Origin of the sequence: Bradyrhizobium lablabi (assembly GCF_018131005.1) — a bacterium.
Taxonomy (GTDB): Bacteria; Pseudomonadota; Alphaproteobacteria; order Rhizobiales; family Xanthobacteraceae; genus Bradyrhizobium; species Bradyrhizobium lablabi_D.
Window position 1 is genome coordinate 901,339 of the sequence record NZ_JAFCJK010000002.1, and the last position, 22,635, is coordinate 923,973.

Annotated in this window: 16 protein-coding genes; 8 read left to right on the top strand and 8 right to left on the bottom strand. The window is 63.2% G+C overall.

Features of this window, described 5'->3' with window-relative positions:
• Nucleotides 1–26 precede the first annotated feature (26 nt).
• A complete protein-coding gene (locus tag JQ553_RS09190; protein ID WP_212499553.1) occupies nt 27–980 on the bottom strand; it encodes an AEC family transporter in 954 nt (317 codons plus the stop codon).
• Nucleotides 981–1,100: 120 nt separating this feature from the next.
• Here JQ553_RS09190 and hspQ point away from each other — a divergent pair, with 120 nt between their 5' ends.
• Nucleotides 1,101–1,433 (top strand): heat shock protein HspQ, encoded by a 333-nt coding sequence (hspQ, locus tag JQ553_RS09195; protein WP_212499554.1) that lies wholly within the window; start codon nt 1,101–1,103, stop codon nt 1,431–1,433.
• A 73-nt stretch (nt 1,434–1,506) separates the two neighbouring features.
• Here hspQ and JQ553_RS09200 read toward each other — a convergent pair whose 3' ends face one another.
• Nucleotides 1,507–2,331, bottom strand: coding sequence for an invasion associated locus B family protein (locus JQ553_RS09200; RefSeq protein WP_212499555.1), 825 nt, complete (start codon nt 2,329–2,331; stop codon nt 1,507–1,509).
• 370 nt (nt 2,332–2,701) lie between these two features.
• On the opposite strand from JQ553_RS09200, the gene JQ553_RS09205 reads away from it, so the two are divergent.
• From JQ553_RS09205 to JQ553_RS09215, 3 genes are all read left to right on the top strand, one after another.
• A complete protein-coding gene (locus JQ553_RS09205; protein WP_249144125.1) occupies nt 2,702–4,435 on the top strand; it encodes an extracellular solute-binding protein in 1,734 nt (577 codons plus the stop codon).
• A 33-nt stretch (nt 4,436–4,468) separates the two neighbouring features.
• A complete protein-coding gene (locus JQ553_RS09210; protein ID WP_212499557.1) occupies nt 4,469–5,971 on the top strand; it encodes a class I adenylate-forming enzyme family protein in 1,503 nt (500 codons plus the stop codon).
• An 89-nt stretch (nt 5,972–6,060) separates the two neighbouring features.
• Complete coding sequence (locus JQ553_RS09215) at nt 6,061–7,287, top strand: GGDEF domain-containing protein (protein WP_212499558.1); 1,227 nt, start codon at nt 6,061–6,063, stop codon at nt 7,285–7,287.
• Between the two features lie 192 nt (nt 7,288–7,479).
• Here the strand turns inward: JQ553_RS09215 and mfd are convergent, their stop codons facing one another.
• Together mfd and JQ553_RS09225 are read right to left on the bottom strand one after the other, a co-directional pair.
• Nucleotides 7,480–10,998: a transcription-repair coupling factor gene (gene mfd, locus JQ553_RS09220; protein WP_212499559.1), complete on the bottom strand. Its 3,519-nt coding sequence runs from the start codon at nt 10,996–10,998 to the stop codon at nt 7,480–7,482.
• On the bottom strand, nt 10,995–11,285 hold the full coding sequence (locus JQ553_RS09225) for a succinate dehydrogenase assembly factor 2 (protein ID WP_212499560.1): 291 nt from the start codon (nt 11,283–11,285) through the stop codon (nt 10,995–10,997). Before JQ553_RS09225 ends, mfd begins: the two co-directional genes overlap by 4 nt.
• 211 nt (nt 11,286–11,496) lie before the next feature.
• Here JQ553_RS09225 and recG point away from each other — a divergent pair, with 211 nt between their 5' ends.
• Nucleotides 11,497–13,605, top strand: coding sequence for an ATP-dependent DNA helicase RecG (gene recG, locus JQ553_RS09230; RefSeq protein WP_212499561.1), 2,109 nt, complete (start codon nt 11,497–11,499; stop codon nt 13,603–13,605).
• 137 nt (nt 13,606–13,742) lie between these two features.
• Here the strand turns inward: recG and JQ553_RS09235 are convergent, their stop codons facing one another.
• Both JQ553_RS09235 and glmS read right to left on the bottom strand, forming a co-directional pair.
• The gene (locus JQ553_RS09235) at nt 13,743–14,519 is read right to left on the bottom strand and encodes a DUF502 domain-containing protein (protein WP_212499562.1); all 777 of its coding nucleotides are present in this window, start codon (nt 14,517–14,519) and stop codon (nt 13,743–13,745) included.
• 98 nt (nt 14,520–14,617) lie between these two features.
• On the bottom strand, nt 14,618–16,444 hold the full coding sequence (gene glmS / locus JQ553_RS09240; RefSeq protein WP_212499563.1) for a glutamine--fructose-6-phosphate transaminase (isomerizing): 1,827 nt from the start codon (nt 16,442–16,444) through the stop codon (nt 14,618–14,620).
• A 295-nt stretch (nt 16,445–16,739) separates the two neighbouring features.
• Here glmS and JQ553_RS09245 point away from each other — a divergent pair, with 295 nt between their 5' ends.
• Nucleotides 16,740–17,132, top strand: a complete 393-nt coding sequence (locus tag JQ553_RS09245) for a hypothetical protein (protein WP_212499564.1) — start codon at nt 16,740–16,742, stop codon at nt 17,130–17,132.
• 139 nt (nt 17,133–17,271) lie between these two features.
• Here JQ553_RS09245 and JQ553_RS09250 read toward each other — a convergent pair whose 3' ends face one another.
• Nucleotides 17,272–17,736: a hypothetical protein gene (locus tag JQ553_RS09250; protein WP_212499565.1), complete on the bottom strand. Its 465-nt coding sequence runs from the start codon at nt 17,734–17,736 to the stop codon at nt 17,272–17,274.
• A 160-nt stretch (nt 17,737–17,896) separates the two neighbouring features.
• On the opposite strand from JQ553_RS09250, the gene JQ553_RS09255 reads away from it, so the two are divergent.
• Both JQ553_RS09255 and JQ553_RS09260 read left to right on the top strand, forming a co-directional pair.
• Nucleotides 17,897–19,045 carry a phosphotransferase gene (locus tag JQ553_RS09255; protein ID WP_212499566.1) on the top strand — a complete coding sequence of 383 codons (1,149 nt, stop codon included), beginning with the start codon at nt 17,897–17,899 and terminating at the stop codon, nt 19,043–19,045.
• A 476-nt stretch (nt 19,046–19,521) separates the two neighbouring features.
• Complete coding sequence (locus JQ553_RS09260) at nt 19,522–19,767, top strand: hypothetical protein (protein ID WP_212499567.1); 246 nt, start codon at nt 19,522–19,524, stop codon at nt 19,765–19,767.
• A gap of 54 nt (nt 19,768–19,821) precedes the next feature.
• On the opposite strand, the gene JQ553_RS09265 is transcribed toward JQ553_RS09260, so the two are convergent.
• Complete coding sequence (locus JQ553_RS09265; protein WP_249144053.1) at nt 19,822–22,590, bottom strand: ATP-binding protein; 2,769 nt, start codon at nt 22,588–22,590, stop codon at nt 19,822–19,824.
• Nucleotides 22,591–22,635: the final 45 nt, after the last annotated feature.

Here is a 22,635-nt window from a genome sequence, read left to right on the forward strand (position 1 = left end):
ATGATTCATCCTGATCTCGTCTCGCTCTACGGAAACACGAGCCGTCCGGTTTGGATCAACCACATCACGCTGGTCAGTGTCACCACTGAGGCAAAGGTCCCGATCAACACGGCGACCGAGGCCGGCTCGATCCAAGTGTCGTTCTGACGTGCGATCACGAAAACGTTCAGTGCCGGCGGGAGCGAGGCCATCAGCACCGCCGTTGCCGCCCAAGGCTGCGCAAACGGACCGAACAGCAGCATCAGGCCCAGCGCCACCAGCGGATGGATCAGGAGCTTGATAGCGATCACGCCGGGGACCTCCCATGGCACCCGGTCGAACGGCTTGAGCGCGACTGTGACACCCAGCACGAACAGCGCCATGGGAGCCGCCGCGTTCTCCAGAAACTGGATCATCCGATCGAGTGCGACTGGCAGCGGAATGTGGAATGCCGCGACCAGTGCGCCGAACACCGCCGACATGATCAGGGGATTCTGCACGATCTGTCTTAGCACTACGCCGAGCGCATGCAGCAGCGAGGGATGGTCACGGTCGGTGAGTTCGATCAGCAGCGGCACGATCGAGAACAGGAAGATGCTGTCACAGCAGAAGATCAGCGCGGTCGGCGCGGCCGCCTTGCCGCCGAGCACAGCCAGCGCAAGGCCCGGCCCCATGTAGCCGATATTGCCGTAGGCGCCCGAGAGGCCCGCCAGCGTCGCCTCGCGCAATGTCAGGCCGCCGAGTGCCCGACCGACGACCATCGAAAGGAAGAAGGCCGTGACGGTGCCGAGCGTCGTGGCGATCAGGAACGGCGGATTATTGAGTTCCGAGAACGGCGTCTTGGACATGATGCCAAACAAGAGCGCGGGTAACGATACGTAAAGCAGGAAGAAATTCATCCAGGTGAGCCCGCTTTCGGGCAGGCCCTTGGCCTTGCCGCAGGCAAAGCCGATGAAGATCAGACCGAAATACGGCAGCGCCAGATTGAGGATATCGACCATTCTAAAAGTATTTTCTCTGCCGCTTTTGCGCCGGTTGCAGCCGGCTAGAATCGGTAAACCATGAGTTAATTCGCCTCCATGCCCCTAGCATCGGCCCCAATGTTGGTCTATCGACGGGACATGATCAAAGCACGCACCGCCAAGTTCCAGATCGGGCAGATCGTGCGCCACCGGGTTTTCTCATTCCGGGGCGTGATCTTCGATATCGATCCGGAGTTCAACAACACCGAGGAATGGTGGCTGTCGATCCCTGAAGAAGTCCGGCCCCACAAGGATCAGCCGTTCTATCACCTGCTCGCGGAAAACTCGGAAACCGAGTACGTCGCCTATGTCTCCGAACAAAATCTGCTGCCGGATGATTCCGGTGAGCCGATCCGTCATTCGCAGGTCGCGGAGATCTTCGTGAAGGACAAGTCGGGAGGCTACCGCCCGCGCAATCCGTCGCTGAACTGAGGACATGCAGCTTCAAACGAAAAGGCGCCCTTCCGGGCGCCTTTTGTTTTTGCGAAGGCGCGCGCCCGCTCTGCTACTTGGAAGCGGGATTGCCGGGTGCAGCCGCAGCGCCACCCTGAGCGCCTTCGAGCTTCTTGCGCTGCTCTTCGGCGCGCTTCTGCAGCTCTTCCTGCAGCTTCTTCTGGTTTTCCTCGAACTGCTTCGGATCGGTCGGCGGGCCGTCATAGGCCTTGGCGAATTCGCCGGCGAGCGGCAGCGGCAGCGTCAGCGCCGCGCCGTTGGAGTTGATCGCCTGGACGATGAGGTTGCTGCCCTTCTTCAGGTTGGCAATCATTTCCGGCGTCGCTTCGTAGTCCGACATGCAGCCGTTCTGGAAGCAGATCACGTAAGGCGCCTGCTGCGGCTGGTTGTTGTCGACCAGGATGCGGGTGCCATGAACGAGCTGCATGCCGAGCGGTAGTGTCACGCGCAGGATCTTCTTGGGCTCGCCTTCCGGCTCGATGATCACGGCGGCGATGACCGGCTGACCCGACTCGATGCGGCCGTCCTTGCCGGTGAAGCAAACCTGCTTGGCGTTGGCTTCCTGGCCCTTGAGACAGAACTTGGTCCAGGGGGCGTAGATGAGCTGAACCTGCTGATCCTGCGGCGGCTGCTGGGCTGCCGCCGCAGGCGGCTGGCCCCCGCCAGCAGCGGGGGGAGCCGCCTGGGCCGCCGGCGCGGGCGCCTTGGGCGCGGCTTTCGGCGCCGCCTTGGGCGCTGCCTTCGGTGCCGCTGGCGCCGCGGGCTGCTGGGCCTGAGCGGCAGGAACCAGCAGCGCTGCGGACAATGCCGTCGCCGCCATCAGGGCGACAATGCGCCCACGCGGCCGGACCGATGCGGCCAGGATACGGAAATTCATTGCGGAGAACCCTTTCTGAACGGCAGCGCCGAAGCCGCTGCAGGCGCCGACACATAGCCGTTTGCGCGGCTGTCTTCTAGTCAATTGAGGCGGATACGTGACAGATGTACCGCCAGATCAATTGCACGCCTTCAATACAGCGGCAGACGAAAAGATCAATGGTGACAAGTGCATTACGAGGATGTCACGGCGACTTGGGGCAGCCTGTGGTAAGATTCCTTGCGTGACGCTTCGCGAATCAAACTCGGCGCCTCGCGCGCGCGTTCCCGGGCGCGCTGGGCGTTGCGCATTGATCTGGCTGCCCCTCGCAGCGGCTCTTGCGGCAACGGGACCGTTCCCCGCCGCGGCAACCGAGAGCTATGCGATCGCAATGCACGGCGCCCCGGCGCTGCCTCGTGGCTTTTCTCACCTGCCCTATGCCAATCCCGATGCGCCCAAGGGCGGCCGATTGGTGCAGGGCCTGATCGGCACATTCGACAGTCTCAACCCTCTGACCGTGAGGGGTGTCGCGGTTCAACAGATCAGAGGCTACGCCTACGAACGTGGCTACGTTTATGAAAGCCTGATGGTGCGGGGCAATGACGAGCCCTTCACCCTGTACGGGCTGCTTGCCGACAGCATCGAGACTGACGACAACAGAAGCTACGTCACCTTTCACATCAATCCTCGCGCACGTTTCTCCGACGGACAGCCGGTCCTGGCCGATGACGTGTTGTTTTCTCTGGACCTGCTGCGCGACCATGGCCGCCCCCTGCATCACCAGTATTATTCGAAAGTCGCAAAGGCCGAGGCGCTCGACACCCACACGGTGCGGTTCGATTTCGGCGGCGTCGCGGATCGCGAACTGCCGCTGATCCTCGGGCTGATGCCGATACTGCCGCGTCACGCGACCGATGCCTCGAGCTTTGAGGAAACGAGCCTGACCGCACCGATCGGTTCAGGTCCCTATCGCGTGGCGGCGGTCAAGCCCGGCGCCAGCGTGACCTTCACCCGCAATCCCGACTACTGGGGCCGCGACTTGCCGGTTAACCGCGGCCTCTGGAACTTCGACGAGATCCGGCTCGATTTCTATCGCGAGGCAAACGGACTTTTCGAAGCCTTCAAGCGCGGCCTCTATGATTTCCGCGCCGAGACCGAGCCGCTGCGCTGGCACGACGGCTACAATTTTCCGGCGGCGCGCAACGGCGAGGTGATCCGCGACACCATCAAGATCGGCGTTCCCCGGCCTTCCGAATTCCTGGTGTTCAACACAAGGAGGCCGGTGTTTTCCGACGTCAGGGTGCGCCAGGCGCTTACGCTGCTGTTCGACTTCGAATGGATCAATCGCAACTATTATTTCGGGCTCTACGCGCGCGCCGGCGGCTATTTCGCGGGATCGGAATTATCGGCCTATGGCCGCCCGGCGGACGAGCGCGAGCGCAACCTCCTCAAACCCTACCTGTCGCACGTCCAACCCGATGTCCTGGAGGGGCGCTACCGGCTTCCCGTCACCGATGGGTCGGGCCGCGACCGCACCATGCTGCGTGACGCGCTCGCGCTGCTGGCGGAGGCCGGCTACGAACTCGATGGCACGGTGTTGAAGCAGCGTTCGACCCGGACACCGCTCGGCTTCGAGATCCTGGTGACCTCGCGCGAGCATGAACGCATTGCCCTCGCCTATCAGCGCGACCTGAAGCGCGCGGGCATCGAAGCCACGGTGCGGGTGGTCGACGCCGTGCAATTCGAGCAGCGCAGGCTCGGCTATGATTTCGACATGATTCCGAATCGCTGGGACCAATCGCTCTCACCCGGCAATGAGCAGTCGTTCTACTGGGGCAGCCGCGCAGCCGACGTGCCGGGAACCAGGAATTACATGGGCGCCAGGGATCCGGCCATCGACGCCCTGATCGCGGCGCTGCTGGCGGCGCGTGAGCGGCCGGCCTTCGTTTCGGCGGTGCGGGCGCTCGATCGGACGCTGATGTCCGGCTTTTACGCAATTCCGCTCTTTAACGCCGGTGAGCAATGGATCGCGCGATGGAATCGGATAGAACGGCCTTCGACCACGGCATTGTCGGGCTACCTGCCGGAGACCTGGTGGCAAAAGGTCGACCTGCAACTCAAGTGACGCGGCGCAACTGAAACCAACGAAGTTGAACCTGTGACCCAGCCGACCACCTCGCCCACGCTCGATACCTTGTTCAAGCGGATCCTGGCGCGGCAGCCTGATGCGCTCGCGCTGGTCGACCCTCTCAACAAGCAGCGCATCACCGGACAGCCCCGCAAGCGGCTGACCTACGCCCAGGCCGACCGGGCGATTGCGGCGATTGCGGCACATTTCATCGAAAGCGGTTTGCCGGCCAATTCCGTGATCGCCGTGCAACTGCCCGGCACGGTCGAATTCGCGCTGACGGTTCTTGCGGCGCACCGCGTCGGACTGGTGGTCGCGCCCCTGCCGCTGTTGTGGCGTCAGGCCGAGCTGACCGCCGCGCTCAACCGCACCGCGGCGCGAGCGATCGTCAGCAGCAGCAGGGTCGACGGCGTCTCGTATGCCGACTTCGCCATGAACGCAGCCGCGGAAGCTTTCTCGATCCGTCACGTCTGCGGTTTCGGCAACGATCTGCCAGAGGGCATGGCCTCGCTCGACCAGGCGATCCTGCAGGATTCCCGGACCTCACGTTCCGTGATCCAGGACGGCCGCAAGGCGGCGCTGATCTCCTTCGACGTCACGAGCGGAGGTCTTCGTCCGGTGCCGCGCGCGCATTTCAGCCTGATCGCGGGCGGCCTCGCGATGTCGCTGGAGAGCGATCTGGCGCAGGGCGCAACCATCATGTCGGCTTTTGCGCCGATGTCGTTCGCCGGCCTCTGCGCCTCGCTGGTGGCTTGGCTCCTGTCGGGCGGAACGCTGGTGCTGCATCATCCCTTCGATGACGAGGTGCTGGAGACCCAGATCAACGACCACTCCTGCGACACGCTGATCGCTCCGGCGCCGCTTGCTCTGCGGCTCGACGAGCTGGATCTGTCGGAGCGAATGCCGAGCCTGCACAACGTCATCGGCCTCTGGCGCGCGCCGGAGCAGGTTGCCTCGAGTCCATCATGGACGGCCAAGCGCGCAAGCCTGACCGACGTCTATTTGTTCGGTGAGGCCGGGCTGTTCGGCGCCCGCCGCATCGACATGGATGGTTCGCCGGCGCTGATCAAACCTGGCCCGCACGGCGCGCCGCGCGACGTGCCGAGCGCGACCATCGCCGGCGACATCCTGCTGACTTCGAAGGGTACCCTCGGCCTGCGCGGACCGATGGTTCCGGTCGCCGCCTACGCGCCGCCGCCTTCGCATAGCGACGCCTCGCCGCCGCACGATTACGTCGACACCGAATATGCCGCGCGGATCGATCGTGCGACCGGCGGCATCAGCATCACCGCGCCACCCTCCGGCATGATGGCGGTCGGCGGCTATCGTTTCCTCGCCCACGATCTGCAGGAATGGTCACGCCGCCTTGGCCAGGGCGCGCTGCTCACGGCGTTGCCGGACCGACTGAGCGGCTACCGCCTCGCCGGGCGCGCGCAGGACAACGCGCGGGCCCGCGACGCGCTGGCGGAACTCGGGCTTAACCCATTGATGGCCGAAGCATTCCGGGATCGTACGAACGCCTCCCTGACCTAAATCCGCGCATCGTGTTGACACTGCATTAAGCGGCGCGAACTAGCATCGCAGGCCATTGCGCATCAGTGGTATTGGCTTCGAGCTTTCCGATGTCCCAACAAGGTCCGGTCCTCATCGTGTCGGCGACGGCCAAGCCGTCAATCGCCGCCGTTCTCGATGAGATCAAGCTGTTTCCGGTGGTCGCGGTCAACTGGACCGACGCCGTGCGCGCCATCGAACAGGTGCGGCCGGCGGCCGTGATCGCGGCGACCCATGGCGTGGATGCGGCGGCCTTTGCAGCACTGGCCAAACGGACCGCGGCGCACGCGCCCTATCTGCCGCTGATTGCTGTCGATCCCGCCATCACCCTACCCGACACCGCGATCCCGTTGTTCCAGGACCAACGCCATCCCGATCGCCTGATCGCCCGACTCAATGCGTGCCTGCGCGTACGCAGCCTGCATGCAACCGTGATGCGGCGCCTAGTGCCGCCCCGATCGAGTGCGCTGTCGGAGCTCGATCCCGCCCGCGAAGCGACCGCACTCCTGATCGGCCGCGGTGGCGCCTATCCGGCGCTGTCGGTCGCGCTCGGCGAACGCAGCGGCTTGGTCGGCGCGCTCAGCATCGAGGCAGCGGCCAAGCACCTCAGCAGCCGTGACATCGACGGCATCGTGCTGTCGGAGGGATTCACGCTGCGCGTGATGGATGCCTTCCTCACGGTGCTGACCGAAGACGTCCGCTTCCGCAGTTTACCCGTCGTGGTGACGTCGAATGAGCTTACGCCACGCTACGATCTGCCCAATTTCGAGATCGTCGCGGCCGAGCCCGCGCACGTCGCGGCCATCGCGCTGCCGCTGGTCCGCCAGCACGCCTTCGAGGCGCGGCTCAGCCGCACGCTGCGCGCGATTGACGCCGACGGCCTGATCGACGCGCGCACGGGCCTGCTCACCAAGGCCGCCTTCGATCGCGATTTCGCGACCACCGCCTACCAGACCCTGGAGCGCGGCGGCGCTCTCTCGGTCGCGCGCTTTGCCTTCGACAGCACCCATCCCCGCGCCCAGTTCGACGGCGCACGAATCATCAGCCGCTTGATGCGCCGAACCGACTTCGGCGCGGTGCAGGATGACGGTTCGATCCTGGTCGTGTTCGCCGGAACCGAACTGCGCAACGCGCATGCGGTCACGCGGCGGCTGTCGAGCGTGATGCGCCACACCGCCCATGGCCGGCGCGACATCGGCGCCGAACCGTCGGTCAGCGTGGCGGCGCTGCTGCCGAATGACACGGCAAAGTCTCTGCTGGCACGACTATACGCAAGCTCGCAGCGCGCGGCGTCATAACGCAACGCGCACGTGATCGCTCTCCATCGTTATTGCCATTCGCGACGACCTCGATAGAGCACCTTACCCAGAGCATGATCCGGCAAAGTGTGAAGCGGTCTTTCGTCGCGACCAACGCGGAGCGTTTGTGCGGAGATCATGCTCAAACAAGCACCTGAGGCGCGATGACGATTCAGCGCAATCTCATCGCGCTTAGGCCGCCTTCTTGCTCTCGGCAAGATTGGCGAGCTGGCGCAATATCTCGGTAGCGCCGGCCAGCCGCTCTTCCGGCGTCTCCCAATCCTGCAAGAACACGACCTTCATGTCCGGGCGCACCTTCGCGGCCTGACCATGCTGGCGGATGAAGCCGACGAGGCGCTCAGGCTGCGCAAAGCTGTTGTCGCGGAAGCTGATGACCGCGCCCTTCGGCCCGGCGTCGACCTTCTCGACATTGGCCCTGCGGCAATAGGCCTTGATCGCGGCGACCTTGAACAGATAGCGCACCTCGTCCGGCAGCACGCCGAAGCGGTCGCGCATCTCGGCGGCGAAATTGTCGATCTCCTCGTCCGTGTCGAGATCGGCAAGGCGCCGATACAGCGACAGCCGCACGCTGAGGTCGTTGACGTAATCTTCGGGTATCAGCACCGGCATGCCGATAGTGATCTGCGGCGACCAGCGGTCGGCCGCGGGCTCGGCGACGCCAGCCTTGAGGTTGACGATCGCCTCCTCCAGCATCGACTGATACAGCTCGAAGCCGACCTCCTTGATGTGGCCGGACTGCTCCTCGCCCAGGAGATTGCCGGCGCCGCGGATGTCGAGGTCGTGCGAGGCGAGTTGGAAGCCCGCGCCGAGCGTTTCCAGCGACTGCAGCACTTTCAGCCGCCGCTCGGCCTGCGCCGTGATCTTGTGCTGCGACGGCAGCGTGAACAGCGCATAGGCGCGCAACTTCGAGCGTCCGACGCGGCCGCGAAGCTGGTAGAGCTGGGCAAGACCGAACATGTCGGCACGGTGCACGATCAGCGTGTTGGCGTTCGGAATGTCGAGGCCGCTTTCGACGATCGTAGTCGAGAGCAGGATGTCGTACTTGCCGTCGTAGAAGGCGGACATGATGTCCTCGATCACGGTCGGCGGCATCTGGCCGTGCGCGACCGCGACCTTCATTTCCGGCACGTTCTTGTCGAGGAAGTCCTTCACGCTCGCAAGGTCCTCGATCCGCGGCACCACGTAGAACGCCTGGCCGCCGCGATAGCGTTCGCGCAGCAGCGCCTCGCGGATCATCAAGGGATCGTGGGGTGCCACGAAGGTGCGGACCGCGAGGCGATCGACCGGGGGCGAAGCGATGATCGAGAGCTCGCGCACGCCGGTGAGCGCGAGCTGCAGCGTGCGCGGGATCGGGGTCGCCGACAGCGTCAGCACGTGCACCTGGGCGCGAAGCTGCTTGAGCCGCTCCTTGTGGCTGACGCCGAAATGCTGCTCCTCGTCGACGATCAGAAGGCCGAGGTCCTTGAACTTGATGGTCTTGCCGAGCAGCGCATGCGTGCCGACCACGATGTCGACATTACCGTCGGCGAGCCCCTTCTTGACCTGGTTCAGCTCCTTAGTCGCAATCAGGCGCGAGGCCTGCGCGACATTGACCGGAAATCCTCGGAAGCGTTCGGCGAAAGTCTTGCTGTGCTGGCGCGCAAGCAGCGTGGTCGGGACCACGACCGCGACCTGCTTGCCTTCAAGCGCTGCGGCAAACGCCGCGCGCAGCGCCACCTCGGTCTTGCCGAAGCCGACGTCGCCGCAGATCAGCCGGTCCATCGGCCGGCCGCTTTCGAGGTCTTTCAATGTCGCGTTGATGGCACCCAACTGGTCCTCGGTTTCCTCATACGGGAAGCGCGCGCAGAACTCGTCATAAACATGCGGCTGCAGCGGGAATTTCGGCGCCTCGTGCAAATGCCGCTCGGCGGCGATCTTGATCAATTCGCCCGCGATCTCGCGAATGCGGTTCTTGAGTTTTGCCTTGCGCGCCTGCCAGCCACTGCCGCCGAGCCGGTCGAGCTCGACATTGGCGCCGTCGGAACCGTATCGTGACAAGAGCTCGATGTTTTCGACCGGCAGGAACAGCTTGGTGTCGGCGGCATAGTGCAGCTCGAGGCAGTCATGCGGCGCCCCGGAGACCTCCAGCGTCTGCAGCCCGACGAAGCGGCCGATGCCGTGCTCGACATGGACGACCAGATCGCCAGTCGCCAGGCTCGTCACCTCCGAGATAAAGTTGTCGAGCTTCCGGCTCGCCCTGCGCGGCCGCACCAGGCGGTCGCCGAGGATGTCCTGCTCGCTGATAACAGCGAATGCGTCGGTCTCGAACCCTGACTCCATGCCGAGCACGGCCAGCATGGTCTCGTTGCGCGGCGTCGCCTGCACGGTCCGCCAGGTGTTGACGCTGGTGAGGTTCAAGAGCTTGTGGTCACGCAGCATCGCGCCCATGCGGTCGCGCGAGCCTTCGCTCCACAGCGCGATCACAACCTTCTTGCGTTGCGCTTGCAGTGCACCGACATGGGCGACAACGGCCTCGAACACGTTGACGGCGGTGTCGGACCGTTCGGGTGCGAAATTGCGGCCTTGCCGCGCGCCGGCGTCGAACACGTCGCCTGCGCCTTCCGGCACCGCGAACGGCGTCAGCCGCGCGACCGGCGCCTCGCCGAGCAGCTTGGTCCATTCGGCGTCGGTCAGATAGAGTCTGTCCGGCGGCAAGGGTTTGTAGATCGCGCCGCCGCCCGGATGCTCCAACGCCTCGCGACGGGCGTCATGGTAATCGTTGATCTGCTTGAAGCGCTCGCGCGCCGCATCTTCGCCCTGCGGCTCGATCGCGACCGCGGCGCCGTCGAGATAGTCGAACAGCGTGTCCATCCGATCCTGAAACAGCGGCAGCCAGTGCTCCATGCCGGGATGCCGGCGGCCCTCGGAGACCGCTTCATAAAGCTGGTCGTCGCGCTCCGGCGCGCCGAAGGCTGCGACATAGCCCATGCGAAAGCGGCGGATGGTCTCGGTCGTGAGCTGGAATTCCGAGACCGGAACCAGGTCGAGCCCGCGCATGTCGAGCAGCGTCCGCTGCGTCTCGGCATCGAAGGTGCGGATCGATTCCAGGCTGTCGCCGAAGAAGTCGAACCGCACGGGCTGCTCGAGGCCCGCCGGAAACAGGTCGAGGATGCCGCCTCTCACCGCATATTCGCCGGGCTCGCGCACGGTGGAGGAGCGCGTGTAGCCGTTATGCTCGAGCCAGGCGACGATCGAATCCATCGGCACGACATGGCCGGGCGCAACCGACAACGCCTGCGCCGCGACGAGCCCGCGGGCCGGCACGCGCTGCACGATCGCGTTCACGGTGGTCAGCACGATCAGCGGCTTGTCGCTTCCCGCAAGCCGCGACAGCTTTGCGAGCGTGGTCAGGCGCTGCGCCAGGATGCCCTGATGCGGCGAGACACGGTCATAGGGCTGGCAATCCCATGCCGGGAACTGCATCACGCCGATATCGGGCGCGAAGAATTCCAGCGCGCGGGCGAGCTGTTGCATCCGCGCGCCGTCGCGGCACACCACGGCAAGGCTGACCGCCGACGGCTTCGGCTTCGCTGCGATCGCGCGTGCGAGATCGGAGATGACGAGCCCTTCGGCGCCTTCGGTGACATTCGCGAAGGTCAGCGCACGGCCAGGCGCCAACATCGCGGCGGGAGATTTGGCAGGCTGCTTCATGCGTCGCTACCCACCGCGCGGAACGCCCTGATCCGCTCGAACAACGCCGTGGCGCATTCGGCCGGTAGCACCTTGTCACCGGTCAGCGCGGCATACAGATCGGGATCGGGCACCTCGATCAGTTGCTCGAGCTGACCGAGCTCCTGATCGGACAGATCGGCGATCGTGGCATCGGCAAAGCGGCCGAGAATCAGATCCATTTCCCGTGTGCCGCGGTGCCAGCAGCGAAACAACAGCCGCTTGCGGCGGTCATCGAGCCCGCCGCTCGATCGTGTCGATCCCGTCATGTCCCAAATCCATCCAAACGCCAAAAGCCCGGACGTGCCGGGCGGGGGTTGATATAGCGGCGGCGCCGGCGAATGTCAGCCCTTGTTCTGCCCTGATTTATCAACCAGCCGCGCCATTGCCGGGCTTGACCCGACGATCGCCGTCTTTTGAAGATGGATGCCCCGATCAAGTCCGCGCGAGACGACGAGTGTTGCGCGCCGAAAGGCCTAAATGCGTCCAGCTCTGCTCAATCCCCTGTTTGCGCCGGTCACGACGCTCCCCGGTGTCGGTCCGAAGCAGGACAAGCTGCTCCGCTATCTGCTCGACCGCAGCGAAACACCGCGGCTCGTCGACTTGCTGTTGCACCTGCCCGCGAGCGTGATCGACCGCCGCGCGCGGCCGAAGATCAGGGACGCGTCGGCGGGAACCATGGTGACGCTGGAAGTCACGGTCGATCGTCATCGGCCGCCCCCGCCGCGCAATTCCCGCGTGCCCTATCTCGTCTATGCGAGCGACGACACCGGCGACGTGGTGCTGACCTTCTTTCGCGCCCAGCCGGGCTATGTCGAAAAGCTGCTGCCGGTCGGCGCCCGGCGCTACGTCTCCGGCACGCTCCAGATGTATGAAGGCACGCCTCAGATCGTGCATCCCGACCGCGTCGTCGATGAAGCGGGCTTTGCAAAGCTCTCCGGCATCGATCCGGTCTATCCGCTCACCGAGGGACTCGCCCTCGGCTCGCTCCGCCGTGCCATTGCGCAGGCGCTGCAGAAGCTGCCGGACTTGCCGGAATGGATCAGCCCGGACGTGCTGCGCCGATGCAAATTCCCGTCGATCAGGGAAGCGCTGACCCGTGTGCATGTGCCGGTTGAGCTCACCGACATTCTGCCCGACGGCCCGTTCTGGTCGCGACTCGCCTTCGACGAGTTGCTCGCGGGCCAGCTTGCGCTGGCGCTGATCCGAGCCCAGCTCCGCCGTCCGGCCGGCGATCGCAATGCCGGCGACGGTCATCTGCGCAAGAAGATCATCGACGCCCTGCCCTATGCGCTGACGAAGTCGCAACGCGAGGCAGTGGCCGCCATCACCGACGATCTGCGCCAGCCGGTGCGGATGCTGCGGCTCGTGCAGGGCGATGTCGGCTCCGGCAAGACGGTCGTCGCGCTGCTTGCGGCGGCGGCTGTCGCCGAAGTCGGCAAGCAGGCCGCGCTGATGGCACCGACGGAAATTCTCGCGCGCCAGCACATCAAGACCATCGCGCCGCTCGCCGAGTGTGCCGGAATACGCGTCGCGATCCTCACCGGTCGCGAGAAAGGCAGGGAACGGCGCGAGCTGTTGGCCCGGCTCGAAGCCGGCGAGATCGACCTGTTGGTCGGCACGCACGCGCTGATCCAGGACGATGTCGTCTACAGAGCCCTGGCGCTCGCCGTCGTCGACGAGCAGCATCGCTTCGGTGTCCGCGAACGGCTCGCGCTGACGTCGAAGGGCGACGCGGTCGACGTGCTGGTGCTAAGCGCTACGCCGATCCCGCGCACGCTGGTCTTGACCTACTTCGGCGACATGGACGTCTCGGAGTTACGCGAAAAACCCGCCGGCCGCCAGCCGATCGACACCCGCGCGGTGCCGATGAGCCGGATCGAGGAAGCGATCGACGGCGTCGGCCGCGCGCTTGCTTCAGGCAAGCTCGTCTATTGGATATGCCCGCTGGTTGACGAATCCGAAGCCGAAGGCGCCGAGCACCTCACCAATGCGACCGAGCGCTATGAATCGCTCCAGAAGCGCTTCGGCGACCGTGTCGGTCTCGTCCATGGCCAGATGAAGGGTGCCGAGAAGGATCGTGTCATGGCGCAATTCGCCGCGCACGAGATCGGGCTGCTGGTTGCGACCACCGTGATCGAGGTCGGCGTCGACGTGCCGGCCGCGACGATCATGGTGATCGAGAACGCCGAGCGTTTTGGCCTCGCCCAATTGCACCAGCTGCGCGGCCGTATCGGGCGCGGTTCGGAAGCCTCGACCTGCCTTCTGCTCTACAAGGAGCCGCTCGGCGAAATGTCGAAGGCGCGCCTCAAGGTGATCCGGGAAACCACCGACGGCTTCCGTATTGCCGAGGAGGATCTCAAGCTGCGCGGCGAAGGCGACGTGCTCGGCGTCAGGCAAAGCGGCCTGCCCGGTTACCGCATTGCGCGCTCTGACGTGCACAGCCAGTTGATCACGCAGGCCCGTGACGAGGCGCTGCGCATCATGAAGGATGATCCGAAGCAGAAGGGCGAGCGCGGCGAGGCGCTGCGCTGCCTGCTGTACCTCTACGAACGCGACGAGGCAGTACCGCTGATCGGCGCAGGCTAATATCTCTCAGCGTCATTGTGACTGCGGTGTCATTGCAAGCGAAGCCAAGCAATCCATCGCGCCGCATACAGGGAGAAATGGATCGTTTCGTCGCCTTGCTACTCGCAATGACTGGGACGGAGCGCGAACGCCGCCGCCTACTCGACCTTCGCCGGTGCTGCTGCCGGCTGCCGCGAGGCCTGGTTGGCGATGCGCGCTGCGTTGGCTACGCCGGCTAGCGCCGCCGTCCGCTTTTGATCGTTGGTGCCGGGCTGTACCACCCCGGCCGACATGATCAGCGTCGCGGCATCTTCGGCACTCATCTCGACTTCGATGATCTTGCTCTTTGGCACGTAGAAGAAGAAGCCGGTGGTCGGGTTCGGCGAACATGGCAGGAACACCGAGATGTGCTCTTCCTTCCCGGGCAGGCTTGCCGCCACGTCCGCGCTCGGCGACTGCGAGATCAGCACGATCGACCACATGCCCGGGGAGGGAAACTCGACGAGGCCGACGCGGCGGAAGCTCGATCCATTGCCGGAGAACAGCGTCTCGAACACCTGCTTCAGGCCACGGTAGATCGCACGCACCGCCGGAATGCGGCCGAGCAGCTTTTCGCCGAGATCGACCAGCGTGCGGCCGATCAGGTTCGCGGTGAGGAAGCCGAGCAGCGTCAGCGCGATGACGGCGACGATCAGCCCGGACCCAGGCAGCCCGAATGGCAGATAGGTCTCCGGCCGGTAGGCTGACGGCACGAACGGCCGGACCAGGCTATCGACCCAGTTGACGAAATACCAGGTGAGATACAGCGTGATCGCCACGGGGCCGGCAACGACCAGTCCGGTCAGGAAATAGGTACGGAAGCGCGCCATCAGCCCGCGCGGGGCGTCGGGAGGCAGTTCACCAGGCGTGACGGGAGGCACTTGGTTGGGAGTCATTATGGTTCCAGGGCGTCGAAGCAGCCGAAAGGCCGCCACCCCCAGCTAAGCCATTCTAACGGGTTTTTGAAGGCCCTGCGTGGCGTCGGCCCTTGCGACTATTCGACCGTGACCGATTTCGCGAGATTCCGCGGCTGGTCCACGTCGGTCCCCATCACGACGGCGGTATGATAGGCCAGCAATTGGACCGGAATGGCATAGACCATCGGCGCAAAGGTCGCCCCCATGTCGGGCATCACGATCGTCACCAGCGAAGAGACGGTCGCCTCCGCCGCCCCCTTGGCGTCCGTCATCAGGATGATCTTGCCGCCGCGCGCCGCGACCTCCTGCATGTTGGACACCGTTTTCTCGAACACCTTGTCGTAGGGCGCGATCACCACCACCGGCATGTTCTCGTCGATCAGCGCGATGGGGCCGTGCTTGAGCTCGCCAGCGGCATAGCCCTCGGCGTGGATGTAGGAGATCTCTTTCAGCTTCAGCGCGCCTTCCAGCGCCAGAGGATAGCTGGTGCCACGGCCGAGATAGAGCACGTCGCGCGACTTCGCGATCTCGCGCGCCAGCTTCTCGATCTGCAGCTCCGATGTCAGCGCTGCCGCCATCAGCCGCGGGATTTCGACAAGACCGTGCACGAGCTTGGTCTCGTCTTGATCGGAGAGCTCGCCGCGCGCCTTGCCGGCGGCGACCGCCAGCGATGACAGCACCATGAGCTGGCAGGTGAAGGCTTTCGTCGAGGCGACGCCGATCTCGGGACCGGCCAGCGTCTGCAGCACCGTCTCGCTCTCGCGGGCGATCGTCGACGTCGGCACGTTGACGATCGAGAGCGTGTGCACCCCTTGCGCCTTGGCGTAGCGCAGCGCTGCCAGCGTGTCGGCGGTCTCGCCGGACTGCGAGATGAAGATCGCGAGATCGCCCTTGCGCAGGGGGGCCTCGCGATAGCGGAATTCGGAGGCGACGTCGAGCTCGACAGGCAGCCGCGCCAGCCGCTCGAGCCAGTATTTTGCGACAAATCCCGCATAGCTTGCGGTGCCGCAGGCCGTGACCGAGACACGCTGGATGTCTTTGAAGTCGAAGGGCAGCTTGACCGGCAGCATGACGCGCTCGGTCGCCATGTCGACATAGCGTGCGAGCGTGTGGCCCACCACTTCGGGCTGCTCGTGAATCTCCTTCGCCATGAAGTGGCGGTAGTTCGCCTTGTCGACGAGCGAAGTCGCAGTCGTATGCTTGATTGCGTCGCGCTGGACGATCGCATTATCCTTGTTGAAGATCGTGGCGCCCTTGCGGGTCAGAACCACCCAGTCGCCATCCTCGAGATAGCTGATGGTGTCGGTGAACGGACCGAGCGCGATCGCGTCCGATCCCAGATACATCTCGCCCTCGCCGTAGCCGACCGCGAGCGGCGGGCCGTTGCGGGCGCCGATCATCAGGTCGCTCTCGCCGGCAAAGATGAAGCCGAGCGCGAATGCGCCGCGCAGTTGTGACAGCGCGGCCCTCACCGCCTCGATCGGCTTGACGCCGCCCTGGAGCAGATTGTCGACGAGATGAAGCACGATCTCGGTATCGGTCTCGGTCGCGAACACCGTGCCCTTCGCCTCGAGTTGCACGCGCAGCTCGCGGAAATTCTCGATGATGCCGTTGTGGACCACGGCGACCCGCTCGGTCGCGTGCGGATGGGCGTTGTTCTCCGTCGGCTTGCCGTGGGTCGCCCAGCGGGTGTGGCCGATGCCGGTATGGCCGCCGAGCGGCTCGGCTTCGAGCCGCGCCTCGAGATTTTTCAGCTTGCCCTCGGCACGGCGCCGCGCGAGCCCGCCGTCCTCGAGCGTGGCAACGCCGGCGGAATCATAGCCGCGATATTCCAGGCGTTTGAGCGAATCGACCAATTGCTCCGCAACCGGAGCGCGTCCAAGAATGCCGACGATGCCGCACATGCAATTCGATGTCCCCAAATCGCCGAGAAATTGCTCATATGGCGACACGGTCCCTTAACGGGAATCGCCGCCCGCAAGATACTCAATAATTATTGCGATTGCTCACAATCCAGCGTTTTCAATGACTTCCCACCCCTTTTTGGGAGGTTCGGTTATTTTTCTGCCAATTCGTCTCCAAGACCGGCGGGTTCCTCCGATGTCGTCCTTTGGCAGTACCACAAGTCGCCCTTGACAAGCTGAATTGCCGGTATGAGCATATGCCCAATCCGTGGGCAGCTGCTCAAAGGGTGATCCAATGCTTAAGGCGGAAGGATACGAGGTCATCTCCTCTTCAGCAGGACATGATCAACACTTCTTCGCATCTGAACAAGCTCCGGGCGATGCGAACGGCCAGGAGCCGTTGCAGAACTCGGCGGAATTCGCGCAGACCTGCAATGCGCAGGCCCATCAGGTCGTCGACGCGATCACGGCAACGGTCGCCAATGCACAGGCCGGGTTAAACTGGCTCCGCGCCGAACCGCCGGATCTGGAGGAAGTGCGCCGCGCGCTCGATAATGTCGCCAACGCCGGTAACCGAGCAGCCGAAGCCGTCGTTCGACTTCGATCTCTCATGAAGACGGTGCCCACAAAGGATGGAGCTCCCGATCCGTCTGATAGTCCCAAGGTGGCCGGAGCGGAGCCTGGTTAGCTTCCCCCGGCGAATTCGACTGCGGCCTCCAATCCTTGATGTGTTTGCGGCGCTTTCTGCCGCCGCCTCAAGCTGGCCGGTCCGGGCGGCGCCGCGGCCGCCGCCAACACCGACGAGCGCGATTCTGCGCTGAAGCCCGCTACGACGAATGCGGCCGACGAAAGCGAACGATCCGAAGTTTGCGCCTGAGCACGTCGTTCATCGTGGCGAAGGCGGGCACGATCAAGCCGCCGCCGAAGAAGCGCAGAACATATTCGCTCACGGCCGCATCCTTCGAAAGATTTGCCTTTGGTGCGAGGAGTCTTCCCGGCGGAGCATGACAGTTTTGTAAATGCCTGCAGAAAAACCAAGCTCCACGCGGAGCTCCGGCTATTCCCGTCAAGCCGGGAAAGACCTGCTTGCAGAGAAGCAGCGCGGCAATCCGGGTCACCCGATCTCCATTACGCGGGCGGCTGTCCTCACCCCAAAGGGTGCTGCTCATATCCGGCGAGAAACGAACCAGCCATGTGGCGGTGAATTCCGATCGCGGCGCGGCGGACGCGGCCGGGTGCGCCGCGATCAAAGCGGTTTGGCGCGAACGACTGGCCGGATGGCGATGAAGCAAATTCCGGATCGATCGGCCACGCGCACAACTCTCCGAATCTGCAGGAGCATGCTGGAAAGCACCAAAGTCCGCGTTGCGAAGACGGCGCACTGCGATCCGTTACTCGTGTGCTCATGGAAGCCACCAAAAGTTGACCGCGTGGCCGCAATAGCCGTTTGTCTTGCTGGTCGATATCGGTGCAGATGGTCCGGCAAATCCATCAAGGGATGATTTTTGGCTGGGAGAGAAATGGCAGATGTATCCGCGAAGTCCCTCTGATCTAACCGTCGCTACTGTCTGCACCGCGCTTGGGCTTGACGCGGCGAGTGTTGCGTCGATGCAGACCGAAGTGATCGGACAAGGCGTCGGAGTTCTCTGCCAGCTCGCGCGGATCAAATTTTCCTATCATGCCGGTGCGCTTGGGCCGAAGTCGGTGGTTGCGAAATTCCCATCAGGGAACGAGCAAACCCGCGGCCTCGCCCGCCAATTCAAGTTTTATGAACGCGAGATAAATTTCTATAGTCGCATCGCCAAAGAGATTTCACTACCAAGTCCGCGCTGCCTCCATGCCGCCCACGATGTATCAACCGATGATTTCGTCCTGCTCATGGAAGATCTCGGTGACCGGCGACTCGGCGATCAACTGCAAGGCTGTTCGGCGCAGGATGCGTTTGCTGCAATCCGTCAGATTGCCTCGTTCCATGCCAAATGGTGGGATAATTCAAAACTTCGCACTATCGATTGGGTGCCAGTTGCCGAAAGCGATATCAGCAAAGGGGGGCTCGCGCTCTGTCCGGTCGCGTGGCCGTCTTTCCTGCAACGAATTGGCGCCAGCCTTCCGGATGACTTTAGGGAAATCGGCGAGCAATTGTCCGGTCAGATCGGCGACCTGCTCGACCGCTTCCGAGATCGGCCCCGGACTTTCTGCCACGGCGACTACCGGCTCGACAATTTATTCTTCGGCCTGCGACCGGAACACGCGCCAATCACCGTTGTCGACTGGCAGATCGCGATCCAATGCATCGGCACCTTCGACGTTGGCTATTTCGTCAGCCAGAGCCTGCCGCCAGCACTGCGTCGCGAGATCGAACTCGAATTGTTGCGTACATATCACGACCGGCTGGTCGAACTCGGCGTGACCAACTATTCGTTCGGCGACTGCATCGAAGACTACCGTTTCACGCTGATGTTCTGCCTCTGCTACCCGATAATCGCCGGCGGCCTCGGCGATCCTAACAACCAACGAGGAGTCGCGTTGGTCCAGGCCATGACCGAACGCTGCGTTTCCGCCATCAGGGATTGGAAGGCGTTTGAATTCTTGAAGTCGTAGGTTCGATATCCTCGACGGCTTCTAATTCCAAGCAGCGCTGTGAGCCCCCGGACGGAACTCCCCTCGAGAGCGACGAGATGAGGATGAATCATCATCGGACCCGCGCCTTTGTCTGAGCATGATCTTTGAGGCGAGAGGCTGCGCGGAAGGCAAAGACGCTGCCTCCCGGCACCGAGGAACGGCAATTGTCTCCGGAGGCCCGACAAGCCGACTCCGTTGTTCACATCAGCGAATGACCGCCGTTGCGCGGCTTGATCTCACACTTGGGTAGGTTTGGCACAAACTGCACTGGCGCTGCCGAATTTTCCCGGCGTAGATTTCAGCCCCAACGCAGGAGTGCTGTCATGGGCAGTGACATACTTTACCGTGCGTCCATCATTGTGCTTGGACTTAGCCCTATAGCGATCGCGGCTGTTGCCCTCTTCATCTAGAACGCGGGCCGTTCTAGCGACCGCTTCGGGGCAGAGATTCACGTCATGCCCCAACTCAATGCTTGCTTACAGGTTTTGCACCGCTTGATTGCCGAGGGAGACGTGAAGGGCGTCCCCATCGCCGAGAGAGCCATCAACGAATACCTGGATGCGACACCCGACCCGGCTCGCAGGAGCGGCCTCCGATTGATCCAGCAATTCGTTCTGGTCCAGCGCGACGCCGTCGCAGAACATCAGCAAGGCTTTGCCGACGCCATAATCGCCTATATTGAGGGGAGGCCAGCAGCGTAATCCTGTGTTGCCAAGAGCGCCCTCACGCGCCGCCGCGATCCGACCCGCCACTGCTTAGCTACCACCGTTTTGCAGCACAGAGTGCACGCGTCGAGCCAGCTCGGATGCACGGAACGGCTTATGAATAATTGAAAACTCGTCGATCGCCTGGTGACGATCAAGCACATCTTCCGCGTAGCCGGAAGTAAGCAGTATCTTGATCTCGCTGTTCCGTCGCTTCGCTTCGCGGGCGAGTTCGATACCATTGGGTTGACCCGGCATAATAATATCGCTGAAAAGAAGATCAAAATCCTGGCCGCTGTCGAGAGCCCGGATGGCTTCAGCTCCATTCCGAGCGCAGACAACCCGATAGCCGAAGCCGGCCAGCATCTCTGATGTGACTTCCAACATATCCTCATTGTCCTCGACCAAGAGGATGCGCTCCGAGCCCTGCGGCATGGACTGCTTTTGGTCAGCTTCCAGTTCGGCATGAGACTTTTGCATGGCTTTCGGCAAGTACAGAGCGATCGTGGTCCCCACGCCGGGCGCGCTTTCGACACTAATATACCCGCCGGATTGCCGGACAAAGCCATAGACCATGCTGAGACCGAGGCCGGTGCCCTTCCCGACTTCCTTGGTGGTGAAGAAGGGCTCAAAAATCCGGTCCCGCACCTCGGGAGGCATCCCATGGCCGGAATCGACGACGGACAGTCTCACATATGATCCAGGCGGGCACCCGGTCACGGCTCCCTCGTCGAGGAGGACGTTCCGCGTCTCGATTTCAAGCACGCCGACGCCCGACATCGCATCGCGACCATTCAGCGCCAGGTTGAGAAGAGCTGTCTCCAGCAGAGACGGATCAACCTCACACAGCCACAGTCGCTCGTCGGTCCGCAGCCTGATCTCGCATCCTCCCCCGACCGCCTGATGGACAAGCCCCTGGAATTCAGAGATCAGCTTGTTGGCATTGACAAGCTTGGGATTGAGTTTTTGTCGGCGGGAGAATGCCAGCAGCTGCGCGGTGAGAGTCGCTCCGCGGTCAGTGGCGCGCCGCGCTATTGCAAGGAACCGGCGGATTTTATCGTTGCCGCCGGAGCCCTCAATGAGCTCGAGGTTCCCCGAAATGACGGCAAGCAGGTTATTGAAGTCATGGGCAACGCCACCCGTGAGCTGGCCGACAGACTCCATCTTCTGACTCTGATGAAGCTGTTCCTCAATGAGCTGGCGCACTTCCACGGCACGCTTGTGCTCGGTGATGTCTCGAAAAAAAATAGCGGGACCTTCGCCGGAAGGGAACGCATTGATCGCATACCAGACACCACGCCGAGCGAACCGTACCTCGAACGAAACCGCACGATCGTGCGACATGGCCTCGCGAAGCCGACTGAAAATCTCCGTATCGGAGGCATCCAAAAGCGCCTCCTGCAGGTCCATGCCAATGAGCTCTCGCCCGTCGGCGATCTGCGTCCAAGCCTTTTGGTTGAAGAAGCTGATGCGCCAGTCGCGATCGACGATAACCACGCTGTCGGCGGTACTTTCGAAGACCATCGTGAGCCGGGCCGCGGCGTCCTCAGCTCTCTTCTTCGCGTCGGACAATTCTCGTTCACGACGTTCCAGCGCGTCGGCCATGATATTGAAAGCGTCGGCGACCCGCGCGATTTCGGATCTGTCCTGGATGTTGACGCGGCGCGTATAGTCGCCGAGCCTCCATTGGTTCGCGGCCTCGACCAATAGTCCGAGGGGGCGATGGATGAACTGCCGGGCCCCAAGCAGCGTGAAAACCAGCACGATCATCGCGCTTAAGCTGATGAGCAGGATGTCGAACCGAGTTCGACGCTGGATCTCGGCAAACGCCTCCGTCTTGTCGAGGCCAAAGCTCACGCGCAATCCTCCGGACTCGGGCCCGAAGGCGGAAAAGCCGACAATCCTCTCGACGCCATCGACGTCGATCAAATCTGACGCAGGCGCACGGCCAACATCCGGTTGCTCGTTGGCGACAGATAGTTTGCCCCCGACAAACTTGCTGTTATCGGGATACCGAGCAAGGTATGTGCCGTTACGATCCATGATCGCCAGCGCGCCTCCTGCCGGAACATCCATCCGTGCGACGGAGTCCGCCAGCCAGTCGAGGCCGAGTGGTGCGATGATGACGCCGCTCATGCGACCATCATCTCCATAGAAGGGCAACGCAAATTGAATGACCCTCCGGGGAATCGAGAGCCCGGTCGAGAATTCGCCCACAGTAAATGCACCGGTCTTTAACGCGTCGGCGAAGTAGGCCCGCTCGGATACATTGACCGGATTGCGCTCACTGTTTGTGTCGCAGAAGGGTTGGCCATGCACATCAGTAATCAGGAAGGTCAGGAAAGCCGGGAAACGCGACTTCATGCCTGCCAGTGCTTCGTTGCACGACTTGCCGTCCCTCGACTTAACTGCCGGAAGTTCCGATAGCGCCATCATGACTTGCCGAATGCCCTGAATGGTCTGCTGTTGCTCTTCGGCGGCGAGCTTGGCCAGGCTGAGCGCCTGGTCCTGTACTTCCACTTGGCGCTTGCGTCGCAGGTTAGACTCGTTGGCCGCCTGGATCGCGAGTGTGGGTAACAATGCAACTGCAAGAAGCGTCAACAGACGCGACAAGATTGTCATTTCGGCCGGACTCAAACGACCCCAAGTCGCGTCAACATGCTGGGTCTCGTCTTGATCGACTGGTAACGCGTTTTGCGGAACATCCTCATCCTGGCCGCCGTTCCGGCGCCGTACGGCACCATGCGGAATTGTTTGTTCATCCCACCAATCTGAAACACGCAACTGTGTAAACCGATTTCGTAACATCTGGAGCGACATTCTTCGTTACAAATGTAATGCGCATCGAGCCAAGGCTACCGTCGC

What these genes read in the sequence shown, in the direction of transcription:
- JQ553_RS09245 (WP_212499564.1), top strand. Translation starts at nt 16,740, where the DNA reads ATGCTTAAGGCGGAAGGATACGAGGTCATCTCCTCTTCAGCAGGACAT.
- JQ553_RS09215 (WP_212499558.1), top strand. Translation starts at nt 6,061, where the DNA reads ATGTCCCAACAAGGTCCGGTCCTCATCGTGTCGGCGACGGCCAAGCCG.
- JQ553_RS09205 (WP_249144125.1), top strand. Translation starts at nt 2,702, where the DNA reads ATGCACGGCGCCCCGGCGCTGCCTCGTGGCTTTTCTCACCTGCCCTAT.
- JQ553_RS09225 (WP_212499560.1), bottom strand. Translation starts at nt 11,285, where the DNA reads ATGACGGGATCGACACGATCGAGCGGCGGGCTCGATGACCGCCGCAAG.
- JQ553_RS09200 (WP_212499555.1), bottom strand. Translation starts at nt 2,331, where the DNA reads ATGAATTTCCGTATCCTGGCCGCATCGGTCCGGCCGCGTGGGCGCATT.
- recG (WP_212499561.1), top strand. Translation starts at nt 11,497, where the DNA reads ATGCGTCCAGCTCTGCTCAATCCCCTGTTTGCGCCGGTCACGACGCTC.
- JQ553_RS09190 (WP_212499553.1), bottom strand. Translation starts at nt 980, where the DNA reads ATGGTCGATATCCTCAATCTGGCGCTGCCGTATTTCGGTCTGATCTTC.
- mfd (WP_212499559.1), bottom strand. Translation starts at nt 10,998, where the DNA reads ATGAAGCAGCCTGCCAAATCTCCCGCCGCGATGTTGGCGCCTGGCCGT.
- JQ553_RS09235 (WP_212499562.1), bottom strand. Translation starts at nt 14,519, where the DNA reads ATGACTCCCAACCAAGTGCCTCCCGTCACGCCTGGTGAACTGCCTCCC.
- JQ553_RS09265 (WP_249144053.1), bottom strand. Translation starts at nt 22,590, where the DNA reads ATGTCGCTCCAGATGTTACGAAATCGGTTTACACAGTTGCGTGTTTCA.
- JQ553_RS09260 (WP_212499567.1), top strand. Translation starts at nt 19,522, where the DNA reads ATGCCCCAACTCAATGCTTGCTTACAGGTTTTGCACCGCTTGATTGCC.
- hspQ (WP_212499554.1), top strand. Translation starts at nt 1,101, where the DNA reads ATGATCAAAGCACGCACCGCCAAGTTCCAGATCGGGCAGATCGTGCGC.
- glmS (WP_212499563.1), bottom strand. Translation starts at nt 16,444, where the DNA reads ATGTGCGGCATCGTCGGCATTCTTGGACGCGCTCCGGTTGCGGAGCAA.